At 65.8% G+C, this 20198-nt stretch carries 18 protein-coding genes, 1 tRNA gene and 1 pseudogene; 8 read left to right on the top strand and 12 right to left on the bottom strand.

From position 1 onward, the window contains the following. Positions 1-209: 209 nt before the first annotated feature. The 4 genes from G011_RS0105450 to G011_RS0105435 all read right to left on the bottom strand — a co-directional run bounded on the left by G011_RS0105450 (position 210) and on the right by G011_RS0105435 (position 6129). On the bottom strand, positions 210-2420 hold the full coding sequence (locus G011_RS0105450; protein ID WP_026338051.1) for an ABC transporter ATP-binding protein: 2211 nt from the start codon (positions 2418-2420) through the stop codon (positions 210-212). Continuing rightward, positions 2417-3337 carry an ABC transporter permease gene (locus G011_RS0105445; protein WP_019607615.1) on the bottom strand — a complete coding sequence of 307 codons (921 nt, stop codon included), beginning with the start codon at positions 3335-3337 and terminating at the stop codon, positions 2417-2419. The genes G011_RS0105450 and G011_RS0105445 overlap by 4 nt, the downstream gene beginning before the upstream one ends. Beyond that, on the bottom strand, positions 3330-4340 hold the full coding sequence (locus G011_RS0105440; protein WP_019607614.1) for an ABC transporter permease: 1011 nt from the start codon (positions 4338-4340) through the stop codon (positions 3330-3332). The genes G011_RS0105445 and G011_RS0105440 overlap by 8 nt, the downstream gene beginning before the upstream one ends. 85 nt (positions 4341-4425) lie before the next feature. Beyond that, positions 4426-6129, bottom strand: a complete 1704-nt coding sequence (locus G011_RS0105435) for an ABC transporter family substrate-binding protein (RefSeq protein ID WP_026338050.1) — start codon at positions 6127-6129, stop codon at positions 4426-4428. Positions 6130-6794: 665 nt separating this feature from the next. Between G011_RS0105435 and G011_RS0105430 the strand changes: the two genes are divergently transcribed. After that, on the top strand, positions 6795-7268 hold the full coding sequence (locus tag G011_RS0105430; protein WP_013155530.1) for a hypothetical protein: 474 nt from the start codon (positions 6795-6797) through the stop codon (positions 7266-7268). A 182-nt stretch (positions 7269-7450) separates the two neighbouring features. Further along, complete coding sequence (locus tag G011_RS0105425) at positions 7451-8065, top strand: rhomboid family intramembrane serine protease (RefSeq protein WP_026338049.1); 615 nt, start codon at positions 7451-7453, stop codon at positions 8063-8065. 140 nt (positions 8066-8205) lie between these two features. On the opposite strand, the gene G011_RS0105420 is transcribed toward G011_RS0105425, so the two are convergent. From G011_RS0105420 to dcd, 4 genes are all read right to left on the bottom strand, one after another. Beyond that, a complete protein-coding gene (locus G011_RS0105420; RefSeq protein ID WP_026338048.1) occupies positions 8206-9141 on the bottom strand; it encodes a glycine betaine ABC transporter substrate-binding protein in 936 nt (311 codons plus the stop codon). 60 nt (positions 9142-9201) lie between these two features. Beyond that, the gene (locus G011_RS0105415; protein WP_013155533.1) at positions 9202-10431 is read right to left on the bottom strand and encodes a proline/glycine betaine ABC transporter permease; all 1230 of its coding nucleotides are present in this window, start codon (positions 10429-10431) and stop codon (positions 9202-9204) included. Next, positions 10428-11426, bottom strand: a complete 999-nt coding sequence (locus G011_RS0105410) for a glycine betaine/L-proline ABC transporter ATP-binding protein (RefSeq protein WP_019607610.1) — start codon at positions 11424-11426, stop codon at positions 10428-10430. The genes G011_RS0105415 and G011_RS0105410 overlap by 4 nt, the downstream gene beginning before the upstream one ends. A 433-nt stretch (positions 11427-11859) precedes the next feature. After that, a complete protein-coding gene (gene dcd, locus G011_RS0105405; RefSeq protein WP_019607609.1) occupies positions 11860-12450 on the bottom strand; it encodes a dCTP deaminase in 591 nt (196 codons plus the stop codon). Positions 12451-12589: 139 nt separating this feature from the next. Here dcd and G011_RS0105400 point away from each other — a divergent pair. Further along, a tRNA-Gly gene (locus tag G011_RS0105400) sits at positions 12590-12663 on the top strand. Positions 12664-12853: 190 nt separating this feature from the next. On the opposite strand, the gene G011_RS0105395 is transcribed toward G011_RS0105400, so the two are convergent. Both G011_RS0105395 and G011_RS0105390 read right to left on the bottom strand, forming a co-directional pair. Next, positions 12854-13396: a class IV adenylate cyclase gene (locus tag G011_RS0105395; protein WP_019607608.1), complete on the bottom strand. Its 543-nt coding sequence runs from the start codon at positions 13394-13396 to the stop codon at positions 12854-12856. Further along, positions 13393-14541: a radical SAM protein gene (locus tag G011_RS0105390; protein WP_019607607.1), complete on the bottom strand. Its 1149-nt coding sequence runs from the start codon at positions 14539-14541 to the stop codon at positions 13393-13395. The genes G011_RS0105395 and G011_RS0105390 overlap by 4 nt, the downstream gene beginning before the upstream one ends. Before the next feature lie 91 nt (positions 14542-14632). Between G011_RS0105390 and G011_RS32940 the strand changes: the two are divergent. Further along, positions 14633-14941 (top strand): annotated as a pseudogene (locus tag G011_RS32940) (helix-turn-helix domain-containing protein); the annotation flags it as partial. Positions 14942-15076: 135 nt separating this feature from the next. Next, positions 15077-15946, top strand: coding sequence for an XRE family transcriptional regulator (locus G011_RS0105385; protein WP_231391385.1), 870 nt, complete (start codon positions 15077-15079; stop codon positions 15944-15946). Here G011_RS0105385 and G011_RS0105380 read toward each other — a convergent pair. Continuing rightward, positions 15923-16468 carry an NUDIX hydrolase gene (locus G011_RS0105380; RefSeq protein WP_019607605.1) on the bottom strand — a complete coding sequence of 182 codons (546 nt, stop codon included), beginning with the start codon at positions 16466-16468 and terminating at the stop codon, positions 15923-15925. The genes G011_RS0105385 and G011_RS0105380 overlap by 24 nt on opposite strands. A gap of 66 nt (positions 16469-16534) precedes the next feature. Here G011_RS0105380 and G011_RS32020 point away from each other — a divergent pair, with 66 nt between their 5' ends. Together G011_RS32020 and G011_RS32015 are read left to right on the top strand one after the other, a co-directional pair. Then, complete coding sequence (locus G011_RS32020) at positions 16535-16726, top strand: hypothetical protein (RefSeq protein ID WP_019607604.1); 192 nt, start codon at positions 16535-16537, stop codon at positions 16724-16726. Between the two features lie 27 nt (positions 16727-16753). Continuing rightward, a complete protein-coding gene (locus G011_RS32015; protein ID WP_019607603.1) occupies positions 16754-16927 on the top strand; it encodes a transposase family protein in 174 nt (57 codons plus the stop codon). Between the two features lie 395 nt (positions 16928-17322). Here the strand turns inward: G011_RS32015 and G011_RS30965 are convergent, their stop codons facing one another. Next, complete coding sequence (locus tag G011_RS30965) at positions 17323-19305, bottom strand: restriction endonuclease (protein ID WP_196808492.1); 1983 nt, start codon at positions 19303-19305, stop codon at positions 17323-17325. Positions 19306-19754: 449 nt separating this feature from the next. Between G011_RS30965 and G011_RS0105370 the strand changes: the two genes are divergently transcribed. Then, positions 19755-20156: an IS5 family transposase gene (locus G011_RS0105370; RefSeq protein ID WP_026338047.1), complete on the top strand. Its 402-nt coding sequence runs from the start codon at positions 19755-19757 to the stop codon at positions 20154-20156. The last annotated feature ends 42 nt before the right edge of the window (positions 20157-20198 follow it).

Genomic DNA, 20198 nt, shown 5'->3' with positions numbered 1-20198 from the left:
CGGCGTCCGGGAGCCGGTACCGGAAGCGCCCCCTCCGCGCCCCGTCCCGGTGCGGCGGTGTGCGTCCGGGCCCGGAGCGAACCCCGGGCACCGGGCCCCTCCGCCGCCGTGTGCGGCGCGAACGGCGATCGGGCCGGTGCCGGGGACGCACTCCCCCGGCACCGGCCCGTCACGGCCGCCGCGCCCGGATCACCCGGACGGCGCCCCGGTCAGAACAGTTCCCTGGCCCGCGAGTAGTGGCAGGCGTCCAGGTGGCCCGCCCCCCGGTCCATCAGTTCCGGCGGCTCCTCCACGCACTTGGCGCGCTCGCTCTCCGACAGCTCGTTCGCGAACTTCGGGCACCGGGTCCGGAACCGGCAGCCCGAGGGCGGGTCGGCGGGGCTGGGCACGTCGCCGGTGACGACGATCCGCTCCCGGGTCCGCTCCTTGACCGGGTCCGGCAGGGGGATCGCCGAGATCAGCGCCTGCGTGTACGGGTGCGAGGGCGCCCCGAACAGCTCCGCCGTCGTCCCCGTCTCCACGATCTTGCCGAGGTACATCACGGCCACCCGGTCGGCGATGTGCTTGACCACCGACAGGTCGTGCGAGACGAACAGGTACGACAGGCCCAGGTCGTCCTGGAGGTCCTCCAGCAGGTTGATCACGCCCGCCTGGATGGACACGTCCAGCGCCGAGACCGGCTCGTCCAGGATGAGCACCTTGGGGTTGAGCGCCAGCGCGCGGGCGATGCCGATGCGCTGGCGCTGGCCGCCCGAGAACTCGTGCGGGTAGCGCGAGCCGTGCTCGGCGTTGAGCCCCACCAGGTCCAGCAGCTCCCTGACCCGCTTCTTGGCGGTGCCGTTGCCCTGGCCGTGGATCCGCAGCGGCTCGGCGATGATGTCCGAGACCGTCATGCGCGGGTCCAGGGAGGCGAACGGGTCCTGGAAGACCAGCTGGAGGTCGCGGCGCAGCGGCCGCATCTGCCGCGGGGACAGCGTGTGCAGCGGCTGCCCCATGTAGCTGACCTCGCCCGAGGTCTGCTTGATCAGCTGGAGCATGAGGCGGGCGGTGGTGGACTTGCCGCACCCGGACTCGCCGACCAGGGCGAGGGTCTCGTGCTCGCGCAGCTCCAGGGAGACCCCGGAGACCGCCTGCACCTCGCCGATCCTGCGCCGCAGGAGGCCCTTGGAGCGGATGGGGAAGTTCTTGACCAGGTCCTTGACGGTCAGGATGGCCTCACGGGGTTCCCCGTCCACGGGGGCGGCGGTCTCCGCGCCGATCTGGGCGCGCGCCTCCTGCGCCTGCTTCTCGGCCTCCTCCACCTCCGTCACGGTCTCGGCCTCCACCGCCGTCCCCCGGAACAGGTCGGCCGGTGCGGCGCCCCCCAGTTCCTCGCTGAAGTGGCAGGCCGCCGTGTGCGCGGAGGTGTCCGTCACCGGAACGCGCACCCGCTCCCCGTCTCCGCCGACCGCGAGCAGGAGGGGCTCCCGCTCGCGGCACAGGTCCCGGGCCATCGGGCAGCGCGGCGAGAACGCGCACCCGGTGGGCAGGGAGAGCAGGGAGGGCGGGGTGCCCACGATGGGGGTGAGCCGCTCGTGGCGATCCTCGTCCAGGCGGGGCAGCGACCCCAGCAGGCCGAGGGCGTAGGGCATCCGAGGGCGGTAGAAGACCTCCTCCACGGGACCCATCTCCACGAGGCGGCCGCCGTACATCACGCCGATCCTGTCGACGTGCCCGGCCACCACGCCGAGGTCGTGGGTGATCAGCACCAGGGCGGCGCCGGTCTCCTTGCGGGCCGCCTCCAGCGCCTCCAGGACCTGGGCCTGGACGGTCACGTCCAGGGCCGTGGTCGGCTCGTCGGCGATGATGACGTCCGGCTCGTTGGCCATCGCGATGGCGATCACCACGCGCTGGCGCATGCCGCCCGACAGCTCGTGCGGGTACTGCTTGATCCGCTGCTCGGGACTGGGGATCCCCACCAGCTCCAGCAGCTCCAGCGCCCGGGCCATCGCCGCCTTCTTGCCCACCTTGCGATGGGCCAGGACGGCCTCGGCGATCTGGTAGCCGACGGTGTAGACGGGGTTCAGCGAGGTCAGCGGGTCCTGGAAGATCATCGCGATCTTGTTGCCGCGGACCTTGCTGATCTGCGCGTCCTTGAGGCCGATGACCTCCTGGCCCAGCACCTTGGCCGAGCCCTCGACGCGGGCGTTCTTGGGCAGCAGCCCCATGATCGCCATCGAGGTCACGGACTTGCCCGATCCGGACTCGCCCACGATCCCCAGCGCCTCGCCCCGGCGCAGGACGTAGGACACCTCACGCACGGCGGGCAGCGGCCCGTCGTCGGAGGGGAAGGTGACGCTGAGGTCGCTGACCTCCAGGACCACGTCGCCGGTCCCGGCCGGGGCGGTCTCCTCGTTGCTCATCTGGTCAGTCGTGGTCATCGCCGCACCATGGTCTGTCGTGGGTCGAGGGCGTCGCGCAGCCCGTCGCCGATGAAGTTGATCGTCAGGCAGATCACCAGCAGCAGCAGGCCCGGCGGGTAGAACAGCCAGGGCCTGGTGGAGACGGCCGTGCGCGCGTCGCTGATCATCTGGCCGAGCGAGATGTCGGGGGGCTGGATGCCGAACTGGAGGAAGGACATGCCCGCCTCCAGCAGGATCGCCACCGCGATCAGCAGCGTGGCGGCCACGATGATCGGCCCGGCCGCGTTGGGCAGCAGGTGGCGGACGATGATCCACCCGGGCGAGGCCCCCGCGGCCTTGGCCGCCTCCACGAACTCCTGCTCGCGCAGGGACAGGACCACGCTGCGCACCACGCGGGCGATCTGCGCCCACGAGAAGAAGCCGATGATGAGGGCCACCGCGTACCAGGTGGTCCCGGCGCGGGCGTTGCCCGCGATCGCGGCGACCATCACCAGCAGGGGCACGATCATGAACACGTCGGCCACGCGCATCATGAGCGTGTCGATCCGGCCGCCGTAGTAACCGGCCGTGGCGCCCCACAGGGAGCCGATGACGGTGCCCATGACCGACACCGTGAACGCCACCTTGAGCGTCTGCTGGGCGCCGCGCATGAGCTGGCCCAGGACGTCGTGCCCGGCGGTGGTGGTGCCCAGCGGGTGGTCCGCGTTGGGCGGCACGCTCGGCGGGATCTCCAGGTGGACGGTGTGGTCCCACCTCCACAGGAGCGGGCCCACGAAGGCGGCCAGGACGACGACCACCAGGACGACCAGGCTGATCATGGCGGCCCGGTGGCGCAGGAACCGGGACAGGATCATCTGGAACTGGGTGCGTTCGGCACCTCCGACGCTCTCGGCGTCGGCGCTCCGCGGCGCCTGGGGCGCCCTCTTCTCACTCATAGCGAATCCTCGGGTCGAGCACGCCGTACAGGAGGTCGGCGATGAGGTTGGCCACGATGACCATGACACCGCTGAGCAGCAGCCACGCCATCAGCGCGTACGAGTCGTTCTTCTCGACCGCGGTGATGAAGAACTCGCCCAGGCCGCGCCACTGGAAGACGCGTTCGGTCAGGACCGCGCCGTCGATGATCCCGGCGATGCCGACGGCGACCACCGTGGTCAGCGGGATGAGGGCCGTGCGCAGCGCGTGGCGCCGGATGACGACGCGGTTGGGCAGGCCCTTGGCGCGTGCCAGGCGGACGTAGTCGCTGTTGAGCACCTCGAGCATGGAGGTCCGCTGGTACCGGCTCCACGAGGCGAAGCTGGTCAGCATCAGCACGATCGTGGGCAGGGTCATGTAGGCGAAGGCGTTGGTGACGAGCCCCCAGAAGTCCTCGCCCTGTGCCTGGTAGACGCCGTCGCCGATCGTGGCGAGGACCTGGTCGCCCACCAGGTCGTTGAAGCTGACACCGGCCTGCTGCATGATGCCCGCGAACCAGAAGACGGGCATGGACAGGGCCAGGAAGCCGATGAACGTGAGCGTGTAGTCGAGCTTGGAGTACTGGCGCATGGCGCTGACGACGCCGGCCAGGATGGCCAGGCCCAGCGCGAAGACCATGGACGCGCCCACCAGGCGCAGGGTGGTGCCCAGCCGCTCGGCGATGTTGGCGCCGATGTCGTAGCTGTTGCTCTGCGTGGAGGGGCCGAACTCGCCCTGGAGGAGTCCGATGTCCCCGTTGCCGCCGATGCCGGTGATCCAGAGCCAGTAGCGCTCGGGCATGGACCGGTCGAGGTAGAGCCGCTCCTCCTGGAGCTGGATGACCGAGGGGTCCGGGGGCGGCTGCTGCATCCTGAGCTCTGTCAGGGGATCACCGGAGATGTCGATCAGGACGAAGGTGAGCACGGACGCGAGGATCAGGATGGGTATCGCGCCCAGGACGCGCCGCACCGTGTAAACGAGCATGAGTGTGATCCTTCAGGGGTGGACGAGGACCAGCCCGGGCCCGGGAGGTTCTCCCGGGCCCGGGCCACGGGCCTTGTGCCGCGAACTACTCGGCGAGGTCCCACTCACCGATGTTGTAGGTGGCGCGGTAGCTGGACTGGAGGTTGTCCTCGACGTTGGCGAGCCTGTCGTTCACGAAGAAGTAGTTGGGCTCGGCCACGATCGGCAGGACGTAGGCGTCCGGGACCACGGCGGCCACGGCGGCGTTGGCGTGCTCGGCGGCCTCGTCCAGGTTGGCGGCCGTCGCGGTGGCCTCGGCGTGCTCGTCCACCTCGTCGTTGGAGTAGCCGCCGAAGTTGCTGGTGCTCTCGGAGTGCCAGAACTGCTCGGGGCTGGAGGCGAAGTACGGGCTGCCGCTCCAGCCGAACTGGACGATGTCGTAGTCCTGCTCGGCCAGCATCGTGCCCAGGTCGTCGGTCATCTCGATGGTGGTCTCGATGCCGATCTCGGCGAGCTGGGCCTGGATCAGCTGCACGGAGTTGTTGCGGATGACGGTGTCGGTGCTGCGCAGGCGGAACGGGCCGACCTGCTCGCCGTCGAGCATGAGGGTGTCCCCGTCGAGCTCGTAACCGGCCTCCTCCAGGATCGCGGTGGCGGCCTCGACGTCGCCGCTGCCCTGCCCGGACTCGGAGACGAGGTCCTCGAAGTACTCGCTGTCGCTGCCGAAGATGTGGTTGTTCTTCAGCTCGTACTCGGGGTATCCGGCCTCGAAGTTGCGGCTGGCGATCTCGTCGCGATTGATCGCGGTGAACACGGCCCTGCGGAGCTCGACGTCCGAGAGCCACTCGTTCTCGGTGTTGATGTCGATGTGCTCCCAGATGTTGCCCTCGCCGATGGTGAGCGTGGCGGTCTCCATCCCCTGGAGCTGGGTGATGATGTCCTCGCTGTACTGCGCGGGGTTGGCGCCGTCGATCTCGCCGTTCTGGAAGGCGGGGATGAAGGTGCCCTCGTCGGTGTTGTACGGCATGATGATGCGGTCGAGCGCGGGCTGCGTCTCACCGAACCACTCGGGGTTGGGCTCCTTGACGACCTGGTTCTCCAGGTCGCCGTCCACGATCTGGTAGGGGCCGCCGGACCACTCGGGGCGCGTCTCGTGCAGCCAGGCGTAGTACTCGCCGAGCTGCGCGGGGTCGTCGACGTCCCAGCCGTTCTCCTCGGCCAGGTGCGCCGGGTAGAAGCCGCCCGCCACGCTGTGCGCGTCGAACATGCCCATCCACTCGGGGTTGGACAGGCCCTCCTTGAGGGTGAAGGTCGCGGTCTTGCCGTCGACCTCGACCTCCTCGACCATGTCGGCGCCGGTGGTGCCCCGGGAGTCGCAGGTGTCGCAGTAGCCCTCGGTGGGGGAGGCGGACATCATGTTGGTGACCCGCAGGTCCTCGCCGGTCATCGGCGTGCCGTCGTTCCACACGGCGTCCTCTGCGAGGGTGAAGCTGAACTGGAACGGTCCCTCGTCGAGGTTGTCGTTGATGAGGGTGGGCTCCTCGGCGAGGACGTCCATGTTGTACTCGTACGTCGCGTCGGGCTGGTACTGCCCGGTGAAGGGCACGACGCCGGAGAGTGCCTGGATGACGTAGACGCTGCCTCCGGCGCTACTGATGGCTCCCCAGGCGGCGGGAAGGCTGTTGATCACCCATGTGACCTCCTTCTCCTGCTCGCCTTCGCCACCACCGCCGCCGCTGCAGGCGGTCAGCACCATCAAAGCGGAGGTGCCCGCCGCGGCGAGCGCGAGCGTCTTCCTTCGTTTGTGCATCAGTTACACCCTTGATCACTAATACGAGCCGAACCTCGGGGTTGTGTGGTTCGCACACGCCCCGCAGAACTAGGCGATTAGTCGATCAGAAGACCATTGAGCGAAATGTCTGTATAGCCCTACTGCTGGATTCGTGACCCATCCGCAACCGGTTCGCGCCCATCGCACCGAGCCGCCGACACAAAGTTCATACCCCGTCCAGACATGGGGGTCACCGCAGGTCAGAGCCCAGAACCAGGAGAACGGACCCTCTCTCCGGATTCGGACAAGCCAGAAATACATTGCGGGCTAGTTACGTCGGCGAACAACAACCAAGGTAAAGTAAACGTCGTTTAACTACCCGGACGTCCCAAATGACTACACAGAGGAAAACGGACAAAAGTCCCCAAAGTGCACATATAATCCCGAATGTTCGCGACAGCTCCCCGTTCGCCTTCACGGCGACTCCCACAGGAAACAGAATGCGACAAACATAGGATGACGTGATGTTAATCAGACACGAGCGCCCTAACCCCTCAGGCAGGTGCAGACCACACCAGGCAGGTACGGAAATCCACAGCTCCGGTTGTCCGAAACCACCGTCCACGCGCCGCCGGAGCCGATAGGGTTTTGAACGGCGATTGCCGTCATCCCACCCGCGGTGCCCACTGAGAGAGGCTTGTGCCGTGTCCGAAACAGTTCGCCTGGTCTGCCCCGTAGGCCGCAAGCACCTGGAGCTGTGGGGCGGCTACGGTCTGGTGGCTCTCGGCGCCCTGGCGATCGCGGTCGACGTCTCGCACTGGGCCAACATCACCCTCGGCGTCCTCCTGGCCCTCATGGGCGCCGCCCTGGCCGCGCACGGCCACATGATCAAGGCGCCCGTCCTGGAGGTCTCCGACGGCGAGTTCCGCTACCAGCGGGGCCGCTACATCGTGCGCGTGCCCTTCCACGACATCGGCTCCTACTACGTGCTGCCGGGCCGCATCCGCTCCCTGGGCCTGTACGACAACGCCGGGCGCCCCAAGCGCTTCCCCTCGCTCCAGAGCCGCCGCACCTCGCGTGCCTACCTCCCCCTGACCGGGATGACCAGCCCGGCCCGGGTCGAGTCGTTCATGGCGGTGGCGGGCATCCCGCCGCGCGGGCGCTCCCTGACGTCCTGAGCGCGGCGGCCGCCCCCTCGGGGCGCGCGCCCACCCCTGCCGGGGACCGGGACCCCCTCCTCCGCGCGGAGCGGCACCACTCGCGCCGACCCGCCGCGACATATACCGACACTTCGGGCAATTACCCACCACGCCCCGTACGGACATACCGCCGCAAGGCAGTGTCCTCTACTCTCGATGGGGTGAAGCAGTCCAGAATCACCGCCATCCTGACCGTAGCGGGGATGCTCGCGGCCATGTGGGTCTTCGAGATCCTCGACAGCTTCGTGCTCCTCGGAAGGCTCGACCAGCAGTACGGTCTGCGCGCCTGGGACCTCCAGGGGCCCTGGACCGTGTTCACCGCGCCGTTCATGCACGGGAACCTGGAACACCTCATCGGCAACTCGCTGCCGTTCCTCGTGCTGGGCTCGCTCGTCGCGTTCAGCGGCCTGGGGCGGTTCCTGCTCACCACGCTGATCATCATCCTGGTCAGCGGTGTGGGCGTGTGGCTGTTCAGCTCACCGTTCTCCCTCACCGTGGGCGCCAGCGGCCTGGTCTTCGGTTACTTCGGCTACACGGTCCTGCGCGGGATCGTCGAGCGCAAGACCATCGACATCGTCATCATGATCTGCGTGGTCCTCTTCTACGGGACGATGATCTGGGGGGTCCTGCCCCAGTACCCCGGCGTCTCGTGGCAGGCGCACCTCTTCGGGTTCGTCGGCGGCATGCTCGCGGCCTACCTGCTGCCCAGGCGGGAGCGCCGCAGGCAGCTCGACCAGGGCTACGGAGGCGCCCAGGGCGGCTACTACGCGCCCTGACGGCGCGTCCGGGGCCGCGTGCGTGCGGCCTCCGGGAACGCGGACGGGCCGCCCCCTCGGGGCGGCCCGTTCTCGTATGCGCGGTACCGGAGTGCTCTCCGGGGCCGGTGCGCGTGCGGGGGAAACCGCCCCGCGCGCCTCTAGAACTCCAGGCCCTCGGCGTCCCCGCCCAGGGTGCGCTCCAGGAACTCGGGGTTCTCCGCGAGCCAGGCGCGGGCGCCCGCCTCCGGGTCGTCCTGGTGCTCCTGGAGGGTCTGGACCTCCAGGGTGGCCAGCTCGTCATCGCTGAGCTGGAAGTTCTCCAGCCAACCGGTGAGCTCGGGGTACTCCTCACCGAAGCCGTCACGGCCGACGGCGTGGATGGTCTCCGCGTCGCCCATCAGGCCCTCGGGGTCCTCCAGGTCCTTCAGGTCGTACTGGGCGTAGGCCGGGTGGGGACGCCACAGGGTCACCACGATGGGCTCCTCCTCGGTGATCGCCGAGTCGAGCTCGGCGAGCATCGCGGCGGTGGAGGAGGTGACCAGCTCGAAGTCCTCGTCCAGGCCGTAGCCCGGCATGGCCTCCTCCTGGGTGACGCGGGTCAGCCCGGCGCCCGGGTCGATGCCCACGATCCGGCCGCCCAGCTCGTCGGCGTGGTCGGTCAGGTCGGAGATGCTGTTGACGTCCTCCATGTAGGAGGGCACGGTGATGGTCAGCTTGGCGTTGTCGTACCAGGCGCCGAGGTCCTCCAGCTGGTCCCCGTAGTCCTCCCAGTAGTCGGCGTGCGTCACCGGCAGCCAGGTGTCGAGGAACAGGTCGACGTCGCCGTTGGCCGCGCCCTGGTACATCGGGGCGACGTCCACGTCGGTGATCGTGACGTCGTAGCCCTTCTCCTCCAGGATGGCCTGCCACATGTGCGTAACGGCGATGCCCTCCTCCCAGGCGATCAGCGCGATGTTGATCTCCTTGGCGTCCTCGCCGCCGCCCTCCTCCGGGCCGGTCAGGCTCTCACCGCCACCGCCACCGCAGGCGGTCAGGAGGAGCGCGGCGCTCATGCCGGCGGCGGAGAGGGCCGCCATGCGCTTACGGCTGTACATCGTGGGGTTCCTTCCCTCGGGGAATTCGGTGTGCGGGGCTGGACGGGGCGGGCACGCCGCTCAGGCGGCCGACGCGGCCGCGCGCGGGCTGTTGCGGGTGACGGCCGCGGTCAGGCGGTCGAGGAAGATCGCCAGGATGACCACGGCGATACCGGCCTCGAAACCGAGGGCGCCGTCGTTGCGGGTGATGCCCTGGTAGACCTCGCTGCCCAGGCCGCCCGCGCCGACCATGCCCGCGATGACGACCATCGACAGTCCGAGCATGATGACCTGGTTGACCCCGGCCATGATGGTGGGCAGGGCCAGCGGCAGCTGGATGCCGGTGAGGACCTTGGTCGGGGAGGCGCCGAAGGACTCGCCCGCCTCCACCAGCTCCTTGTCGATCTGGCGGATGCCCAGCTCGGTCAGGCGGACGCCGGGCGGCATCGCGAACACGATGGTGGCGACCACGCCGGGGACGGCGCCGATGGAGAAGAAGAAGATCGCCGGGATCAGGTACACGAACGCGGGCAGCGTCTGCATCAGGTCCAGGACCGGCTTGACGATCTTGCTGACCAGGTCGTTGTAGGCGGCCAGGACGCCGATCGGGATCGCGATGACCACGGCGATGGCGCTGGCCACGAGGACGAGGCCGAGCGTGTCCATGGCGTTGGTCCACTGGCCGACCGAGGCCACCAGGGTGAGGGCGATCAGGCCGAACAGGCCCATGCGCCACCCGGCCACCGAGAGCGCCAGAAGGCTCAGCAGCAGGATCATCAGCAGTGCCCCGGGCCGGGTCACCAGCATCGGGAGCACGAGCCAGCCGAGCAGGACCAGCACGAGCCAGCCGCCCGCGACGACGCCGGTGCGCACCCGGGTGCCCCGGTCGAGCACGCCCAGGACGGTGACGGCGACCAGGAAGACCAGCGAGATGCAGAAGTAGGCGTCCACGTACTGCTGGTCGAACAGGTTCATCGCCCACAGGAAGAGCTGCGGCGGCAGGCTGTTGACGATGGTGTTGCCGAGCGCGAACTGCGCGTGCAGCACGTAGAGCAGCGAGACCGCGGCGACGATCACCACCAGCGGCAGCCGCCGGCGGCGCAGCAGCGGAACGGCGATGATCACGGCGGCCACGAAGGCGAGCTGTCCGGCGGCCGGTTCGGTGAAGAAGCCGGACAGGGCGCTCACGGCCCAGCGGATGAACTCGCCGACGGCGTCGAAGAAGAGGCCGAAGGTGCTCTTGAGCCAGGCGTTGAGGGCCTCGAAGCCGTCACCGATGGGCAGGGACGGCGGAAAGTCAACGGGTGTCACGGGGTCTCCTTCCCGCCCGCGAGCGCGGCCAGTACGGAGTTGCGGGTCACCGTGCCGAGCACGGTGCCGTCCTCGTCGACCACGCGGAGGCGGTCGGAGGCGGCCGCGCTGGCGTACAGGTCGGCGACCAGGGTGTCGGCGCCGACCTCGGGCGCCGAGGAGTCGGCCGCGGGGGCGCTCGGGTCGAGCACCGACGCGGCGGTGAGCACGCGGGTGCGGTCGACGTCCTCGATGAAGCGCTCGACGTAGTCGTTGGCGGGCGCGCTGAGGATCTCCTGCGCGCTGCCGATCTGGGCGACGCGGCCGTCCCGCAGCACGCAGATCCGGTCACCGAGGCGCATGGCCTCGTTGAGGTCGTGCGTGATGAAGACGATGGTCTTGCCCAGGCTCTTCTGGAGTTCCAGGAGCTGGGTCTGCATGTCCCGCCGGATGAGCGGGTCGAGGGCGCTGAACGCCTCGTCCATGAGGATGATGTCGGTGTCGGCGGCCAGTGCCCTGGCCAGGCCCACACGCTGCTGCATGCCTCCGGAGAGCTGGTGCGGGAGCTTGTCCTCCCAACCGCCGAGCCCCACGAGTTCGAGGGTCTCCCCCGCCCTGCGGCTCCGCTCGGCGCGGGACAGGCCCCGCAGCTCCAGGCCGTAGGCGGCGTTCTCCAGGACCGTGCGGTGCGGCAGGAGCGCGAAGTGCTGGAAGACCATGCTGATCTTCTCGCCCCGCAGCTTCAGGAGGCTTTTCCTGCTGAGCGCGGTGATGTCCACGCCGTCGACCTCGACCGTCCCCGCGGTGGGTTCCAGGAGGCCGTTGAGCATCCGGATCAGGGTGGACTTCCCCGATCCGGACAGGCCCATGACGACGAAGATCTCGCCCGGTTCGACCTCGAAGGACACGTCGATGACGGCGGCCGTCACGTCGAGGTCGGCGATGGTGTCCCGGTGGCTGCCGTCCGAGAGCCGCTTGACGGCGGCTCTGGACTGTCTGCCGAACACCTTGTACAAGTGGTCTGCGCGTACTGCTGGCACGGTCTCCTCTAGGGGGCTGTCCCGACCGCGAGGCGTGCCGGGGCAACAGTTCCGCCCCATCGCCGACCCGCGGTTCCCACAGGTAGTCGGCGTGCGCGGAGCCCCCTTGCGCGCCCCTCATCAGGGCGGAACCGCTACCTGGTTCACGTCGGGGCGCAACCTTACCGAGGTGTGTACGTACAGTTCAGGCGCTAAGTAACCACCAAATAACATGTTTAAACGTCGCAAAAACGGTCCGCCGACCTGTGGCAGCGGATGCCGGAGCCCCGAAAGGCTCCTTTGTGATTTACACCACACACGGAAAAATAGTGACCTTAGTCACATACTAGTGACAGGGGGATCAAACGACAGTCCGTGTCCGTTCAGGACCGTACCGTAAACAAAACGCCCTGTCTGCCCCCGGTCCCGGCTAGACGCTCTCCGGGCTGATCGGGGTGCGGATGAAGTTCTGGTGGGACCTGGACGGCGTCGGCCCCCGCTGCCCCTGGTAACGCGATCCGTAGCCCGCGGAGCCGTAGGGGTGCTCGGCCGGGGAGGACAGGCGGAACATGCACAGCTGGCCGATCTTCATGCCCGGGTAGAGCTTGATCGGCAGGGTGGCCACGTTGGACAGCTCCAGCGTGACGTGCCCGGAGAAGCCCGGATCGATGAACCCGGCCGTGGAGTGGGTGAGCAGCCCCAGGCGCCCCAGCGAGCTCTTGCCCTCCAGGCGGCTCGCGATGTCGTCCGGGAGGCTGACGACCTCGTAGGTGGACGCGAGCACGAACTCGCCCGGGTGCAGGATGAACGCGTCCTCACCGTCGGTCTCGACCAGCCGGGTGAGATCCGGTTGCTCGGCCGAGGGGTCGATGTGCGGGTACTTGTGGTTCTCGAACACCCGGAAGAAGCGGTCCAGCCGGACGTCGATGCTGGAGGGTTGGACGAGGCCGGGGTCGAAGGGGTCGATCCTGACCCGCCCGGCGTCGATTTCGGACCTGATATCGCGATCGGAGAGCAGCACGGTCCGAACCTACCGCCTGGGGCAACGCAGCGTAGCGGCGCTCCCCGCCCGGGTGGCGGTCCGCGCCGAGTTGCCCACCCGCCCCGGAGTTGGGCTAGGATGGCATCCGTTGCCAGCCGGGTTCTTCCGGCGGTGCCGCGCGGATGTAGTTCAATGGTAGAACTTCAGCTTCCCAAGCTGATAACGCGGGTTCGATTCCCGTCATCCGCTCCAGACACACAGACGGCCAGGTCGTTCGGGGTTTTCCGAACACCTGGCCGAATTGCTTTCCGGGGTCCTGTCCCGGTCGCCGTGCCACACGCGCGGACGCCGACCTCAGACTTCTCCCCCTGACGCTCGACAGCCTCACACCTTTCTGTGGAGACACCCACCCCGGAAGCTCAGGCACGCCACAGCTGGGAACTCACTCCGCGCCGAAGCGCAGGTCGGTGATGGCGGACAGGTCGATGCCGTAGCGCGCGTAGACCTTGGTGGTGTTCTCGCCCGTCAGGTCCGCCTCGGCGTAGCCGAGCAGGGCCGCGACGCGCACCACCTCGGCGGGGCTGTCGGCCTCGATCTCCAGGTAGGCGGGGATACGCGGCCAGGAGTCGATCTCCAGTTGGGCGCCGTCCAGGGTGAAGCTGTGGCGGCGGTTCTCCTGGTAGGCCTTGGGGGTGTAGCCGAGCTTGCCCAGCAGCGCGTTGGCGGTGGTGAAGTCACCGACCTCGGTCTCGGTCTCGCGAGTGCCGCCGATGGCGTCGGAGTCGATCTCCTTGACCGTCAGCGTGACCTGACTGCCGGTGTCGCGCAGGCGCACCCAGCGGGAGGCGTCGCCGGGTTCGATGTCGTAGACGTAGCGGCGCTGAAGCGCCTCGCCCAGGTCCGTGCCGCCCTTGTCGAGAATGCGTTGGGTCACCTGGTCGACGTCGATGTCCAGGACCTTGGCTTCGTACTCGATCGCGCTCATGGCGTCGGGTTTCCTTCCGTGCTGTGTGTCGTGGTGGGAAAAGACGCGGGGGCCCGATGGGCGGCTTCCAGCCTGTCACGGTCGGTCTGGCGAAGGCGGAGGATCTCGTCCTTGACGGGGGAGCGAAGGAAGTCCTCGATCGGCTGGCACAGGTCCATGCGTTGCAGGCACACACCCACCAGGTAGCGCCCATGACGATCGCGGTACAGGCGCAGGCCGTAGAAGCCTTCCTGACAGTCGGTGTCGTTGTTGAACCGACACCCCTGGCAGGTGGTGGGCAGGCGTACCGGGCGGATCCACTTGACGTGGATACGGCGTTGCCCGCCGTCGATGCGGTAGGCGGTGCGTGCTCCGGAGGCTCCGGCGGTGAGGTGGTGGGCCTCGGTGACGGCACCGCGTTGGGCCAGGAGCTCGTGGATGGCGTTGATGGAGTTCTGCCCGTGGTCGAGGGAGTTGAGTAGGCGCACGGACAGTTCGGGGGCGTAGGTGTCCAGGAGCCGGTGGACGCGGTCGATGTGCGTGTGGTCGAGGACGACGATGTTGGCGCTGGCCCGGACCCCGTGGTCGACGCAGGCCCGGATGGAGGCGTGCAGGGCCTCGATCTTGGTGGCGGCCTTGGCCGGGTCGCGGAAGCGGACGTGCTGGACCTGGGCGAGTTCTTCGGGTGTGGTGCCGAAGACGGAGAAGTTGACACGGTCGAGCCCCGCCCCGGCGCAGGTAGGGATCTGCCGGGCCCCGTTCTCGCCGTTGGAGGTCATGCACACCTGGTAGCCCTGGGCAGTGGCCAGGCGGACCAGCTCGGGCAGGCGCGGATGGAGTGTGGGTTCTCCTCCGGTGAGGTGGAGCTCGGTGAACCCCATGCTCCGGCGTAGCTGCCGCAGGGCATGAGCGAAGTTCTCATCGGGCGCGATGGTGGCGGGCAGGAAGGCTGCTCCGTTGGTGGCGGCGTAGATCGACATCCGCCCCGAGGTACCGGAAGCGATGAAAGGTCCAGGGCCGCGGTTGCGGTTGTCGACCACGACGGGTGTGCCCTCGTTGTGGCAGAAGGTGCAGGTCATACCGCAGGCGTCGAGAATTTTCACCCGCAGGGTGGTGTCGGTGCCGATGTAGGTCGGCACGGGCTCGAGGATCGGGGGAACGTCCATGGACAGGCTCCTGTGACGGCGCTCGCGATGGAGCGGGGAGGTTGCGTCACAGGCGACGATTCCGTTGCGGGTACCGCTCCTCCCATTCCTGATGGATATCCCCCTCAGAGATAATCGGGGCCGAGTCCGCGTCGGCCGAAGGGAATCCATGCCTGGTCGTTCCTGGGAACAGATCACCATCCCGGCGTGGGCCTGGGGACGTCAGGAGACACAGCGGGCCCTGCGTGAGCGCGACATCGCCGGCCTGCTCCGGCTGGCCCAGGCACACGGTGCGAGCCAGACACGGATCGCCTCAGTGACTGGCATCGCCCAGGGACGGGTGAGCGAGATCCTGAGCGGCAGGCGCACGGTCAGTTCACTGCGGTTGATCGAGCGGATCGCCGACGGGCTCGACATGCCCGACCCCTCACGTGTCCTGCTCGGCCTGGCACCCCGACAGCCGCTCACAGACACGGAGAAGTCTGTCGCTGGTGACCGCGTCGCTGCCGTCGCCCCGTTGGGCGCACAGGCTCTCGGTCACCAGGTGGGGGAGCGCTTGGAAGTCGCCTCAATCGACCAGACGCTCATCACCCTGTTCGAGGAACAGACACAGAACCTACGCCTGATCGACCGGAAACTGGGTGCTCACTACCTCCTGGCGCAGAGTCAGGCCCATGTCCAGCAGATGGAGGAGCTGCTACGCCAGTCCATCCCGGGGGCCGCACGGCGCGGCCTGGCCCGCGCCTTGGCCGAAGCAGCGTCCCTGACCGGATGGCAGGCCCTCGATTCAGGACGCGCGGCGACGTCCTGGCGCTACTACGAACTCGCCAAGGCGGCGGCTCGCGAGAGCGGGGACCCCGTAATCCTGGCCCACGTGAGCGCCGAACAGATCTACGTACTGCTGGACAGCGGCCAAGCACCGGAAGCACTCACCGTGCTCAGAGCCGCGCACAAGGACGGCGGTGGAGCGCTGCCACCGCTGCTGCGCTCGTGGATGTGGGCCGCCGAAGGAGAGGTGCACGCCTGTCTGGGGCAGAAGGTGGAGTCCCAGAAGGCCTTGGAACGGGCCTTCGCTCTTCTCCCCCAGCAGCCGGATGATCCCGCGTTGCCATTCCTCATGCTGGACCAGACCCACCTGCTGCGCTGGCGGGGCCACTGCCTTGCACGCCTCGGTGTGCCCGAGGCAGTCGAGGACCTGACCCGGGCGTTGGCGGACATCGCGTCCCTGGGGCTGGGGCGCGCCGAGGCCGGCCTGCGCACCGACCTGGCCATGGCCTACGCCGCCTACGGCGACCTCACCCAGGCCCGTGGACAGGCACAACGCGCCGTCGAGCTGTCGAAGCGCTCCGGTTCGGTCCGCCAACGCGCCCGTCTGGCCCGGTTACTGGAACCTCGGGCTCTGTCAGGAGGCGAGCAGGTGGAGTAGGGCGATGAGGGTGCCTGAGCTCTGCACACGCCCCTCAGCGATCAGGGCACGGGCCTTGGCCAGGGCCACCCACTCATAGACGCCCTCGTCGAACTCGGTCGGGTCCGCGATCAGTTCGACGTCACGTCCGACGAAGACGTGGTGGGGGCTGCGGACCGTGCCGATCATCGGCTCGAACGTGGCCACGTGCTCCATCAAACCGACCCGGTGCCCGGTCTCCTCCAGAGCTTCGCGAACGGCGGTCCGTTCCGGTGTCTCCTCGGGATCCAGGAGCCCGCCGGGCAGCTCCCAGCCCCACACGTCGGGCACGAACCGGTGCCGGTAGCTCATCAGCACGTGCTCTTCGGTGCGGTCCAGGATCGCGATCACCGCGGCCGAGGGCAGAGTCACGGTGTGGTGCTCGAACCTGTTGCCCGAGGGTGTGGTGATGTCGGCCTTACCCAGTTGCACCCACGGGTTGTCGTACAGGGTGCGCTCGCCGTGCACCACCCACCGGCCCTCACCGTCCTCGTCACCGCTCATAACCCGAAACTACCGCGATGGGGCACCTGTACTCGCGGCTGGGCTCACGGTGCCGCCCACCACCGCATGATCGACACCCCACAAGGCGCCCGCACCCTGGTCCCCTTCCGCCAAACGCTCTACGCCCTGTGCTGGTTCCGTGAAGCCGGGTGCATACACCGCCTGGCCCGCGATGAGCACATCTCCCAGGCCACCGGCTACCGTTACCTGCGCGAGGCCATCGACGTCCTAGCCGACCAAGTCTCCGATCTGCACTAGGCCCTCCAACAATGCCAAGGGCAGGACATGGACCTCCTGGTCCTGGACGGCACCCTCATCGACTGCGACCCCGTCGCCGACAGCAACTACAACGACGCCTGGTACTCGGGCAAGGCCAAGCACTTCGCAGACAACCTCCAGTTCCTCGAGGCCCCTGACGGCACCTCGCTGTGGGTCTCCGAGGTCGAACCCGGTTCCTGACACGTCCTGGCCTGCACCCGCATCCACGCCTTGCCCGTGCTCTACCCAGCCGCGGCACGAGGGCTGTTCGCCCTGGCGGATGCGAGCTACCTCGGAGCCGGAATCGGAGTTCACACTCCGCTGCACCCGCACCCGCACCCGCACCCGGACATTCCTAGCCCACTGACCAGCGACAACCGTGCTCGCAGCCAGCTACTGCGCAGTAACCACGCGCTGGGAGAACGGGCCGCCGCCGAACTGAAGCAGCGCTGGTGAGCCCTGAAACACGTCACGTTGAGCTCGAGCCGGATCGGAGCCATCGCTCAAGCCGTCCTCGTCCTTAACAACGCATGGAAATAAAACTCGCTGAGACAACCTCAATTAATCCAAAAAGACTGCAAGAATCGAATCCGATGTCAACTGGAGCCAACAGCAGCACCAAGACCCCTGAGTCTAATCATTACATTATGCAGAGAGTCCACGATTTTATACTTCCCCTTATTTTCTTCGAGTGCCCCGACCATAGGACTACACAGAAACTCAAGAACTTCTCTGACATCATCCGAGGAAGGACGCGGATCCATCTCTTTCCTAAGAACATAGGATATATTCTCCTCACTAATCATACCGCCAGAAAGCGGATCTTCATCATTCGCTTCCTGAAAAGACAGATCCATCACCTTGGAGGTCAGCAAGGACCTATGGCTAAAAATCTGATAGCGCTCTCTCATCTCCTCAACGTGAAGCTCACTCCTACCAAGGACATCCTTAAAATCCATAAGCCCCAATGGGCTCAACGAATGCATTCTAATAATGTCAATTAGATCGTCAACAAGAAATAGTGCAACTCCATGATCCACGGCCCATTCTTTAACGCGAGCCGCAAACCCGGGGCCGACAACCACTATAAAATCTGCTCCATTCTTTTTCTTGTGATCCTTAAGTGCATCAAACTTAACATGCGATTCAGAGATCACACCAGAACCGGAGCTTTTGGCGTCGATAATGACTTTATATCTATCTGCAGGAGCCAACTCTGCGACGGCGACCACGTCTGTATTACCGGATCCTCCTATGTGCTCGACTTTAAAGCCGAGCACGCTGAAGGCTGCAGCTACTGTTTTCTCAAAAGCAAGGCTGTCCGTACCGCTAGTGCCAAATTTTCGAAGACCTTTCTCAATATCGGGCACGCCAGAAAAGGTATCTCGATTGAGATCTTCGATATTCTCAGAGTCATCAGTTACACTTGACTTATTATCGAGCCCCAGTTCTCGCTGCAGCGTTACCCTATCCGCAAAATTTTTCCCTGAACTATTTCGCGAGAACCTTTGCCAGTCCAGTCTGAATACAAGACCAGCATTCTCTAGAATCCCCAACCTAAGCCGGACTTCACTATTAGTTAGCTGTTTTACCCCATAGCGCTCCTCGGCTATTTCCACGAGCGCACTGGTAGCCTTCGGATTATCCAAATACTTCAGTATCTCTCCAAAAAATGAGTAATTTGAATGGAGATACCCTACAAGATCGACTTCCCTCCCTGGATTTAGTAGCTCAGAAATACCTACAGAAACTGCATATTTATTCATCGCAACTTGTTCAAGCAGACCCATGCCACGAGCAGCGTGCAGCATCGAGTTAAAAGAAGCCTGGCTAATCCCAAGAGCCTCCTTGCTGGCTTCTTTAAAATCTTCTTTATTCGGATTCTCCCGCACCAGACGAGCAATCTCACGCATCGCCTGAATCGGAGAGAGAACCGACTCCTCAGTAGCTTCTCCTATGGCTTTTTTGCCTCGCGGGATATACCCGATTGTAGCTTTCCTTTTCCTGAGCTCTTCCTGGGTAATATCAGGAAAGTCAATTGAGCCAACATGGGAATAATCGCCAATTTCTTGCGGCCCCACTTCCCCTCGTGCAACTTCGGGAGAGCACAACTCTAGGCCTCCTAGAAGTGAGTCACCCTCACTAGTCCGAACAATCCTTTGCCCCCAGAGCTCAACAAAACCAAGACTCCTTAGCCATCCAATCCTTCGCCGAACCTGATCAGAACTATTCCATGGCAGCCCATATATCTCGCGGGCTATACGCAAAAGGTCCGCATGTGACGTGTTAGAGTCAATTGCTTCAAGAGCCTCTCCGAAAAACTTCACATTTGAGTGAATATGGCTGGCCAGATATTTATCATCTTCAGACTCTTTCCACTTCAAAGATTCGGCACTTGGGGCCCAAGATCCCCCTTTCCCTTTTACCGCGAACTTTGCCGTGGAGAGTTGATGGACAGCCAACTTTTCACATTGCATAGCTATCTCTTTTCCGTTCGGCGCCTTAAAATGAAGGACTGCTTCCCCAGGAGCCGGCAAAAGATCTATCACCTGCTTCAACAGGAAGGCCTGAACTGCCATACCACCCGAAATGTACCCAATTGTATTCGATCGATCGCTCCACGAACGAAGCGAAATTTCGCTTTTCCATGGCAACTCTGACACAAGACCACCTCTCATAGGAACTAATGCCTTGGGACGTTACTTCAGCCCACAGACACTCCGCCCATCCCAGTCGATCCCAGGAGCCATCTTTACCGAATTGAAACTAAAATACGACACAAGGCAGGATTAATAGCAAATGTTACTATTTTCACAAATATCAATTATTAACCCAAGGCCTTGTTCAAAAGTACAAATCACCCATTATACTCATTTCTTCACAAAAAACCTTGGTGAATCGGACAGCCCTCGTCGGGTCTGGATCTACTCACGGTGGGTTAGTGCTGCAACGACAGGTTGTTGCAGCACTAGGGCCTGTTTTTTAGAAGTGGGTGTGTGGCAGGGCCTGTTCTGGCACCGTGGATGGCGTGCCCGGACGTCATGAACTCTCCGATGCCGAGTGGGCTCTGCTCGCCCCTCTCATGCCCGCCGACCCGCACAAGGGCAAGAAGTGGGCCGACCACCGCCGCATCGTCAACGCCATCCTGTTCCGCGCCCGTACCGGCATCCCCTGGCGGGACCTGCCCGACCGCTACGGCCCCTGGGAGACCGTCGCGGGCCGTCACCGCCGCTGGTCCCTGGACGGCACCTGGCAACGCATCGCCGACCGGCTGCGCATCGACGCCGACAGCGGCGAGGAACTCATCGTCGGCATCGACTCCACCACGGTGCGGGCCCACCAGCACGCCGCCGGAGCGGCGAAAAAGGGGAAACAGCACGGGACGAACCGGACGGGGCCGAGGCCCTGGGCCGCTCCCGGGGCGGGCTGACCACCAAACTCCACCTACTCGCCGACCAGCACCGGCGACCCC

Source organism: Nocardiopsis sp. CNS-639 (genome assembly GCF_000381685.1).
GTDB lineage: Bacteria > Actinomycetota > Actinomycetes > Streptosporangiales > Streptosporangiaceae > Nocardiopsis > Nocardiopsis dassonvillei.
Note: the sequence above shows the minus strand (reverse complement) of the source record. Positions and strands in the feature narration are given on the sequence as shown.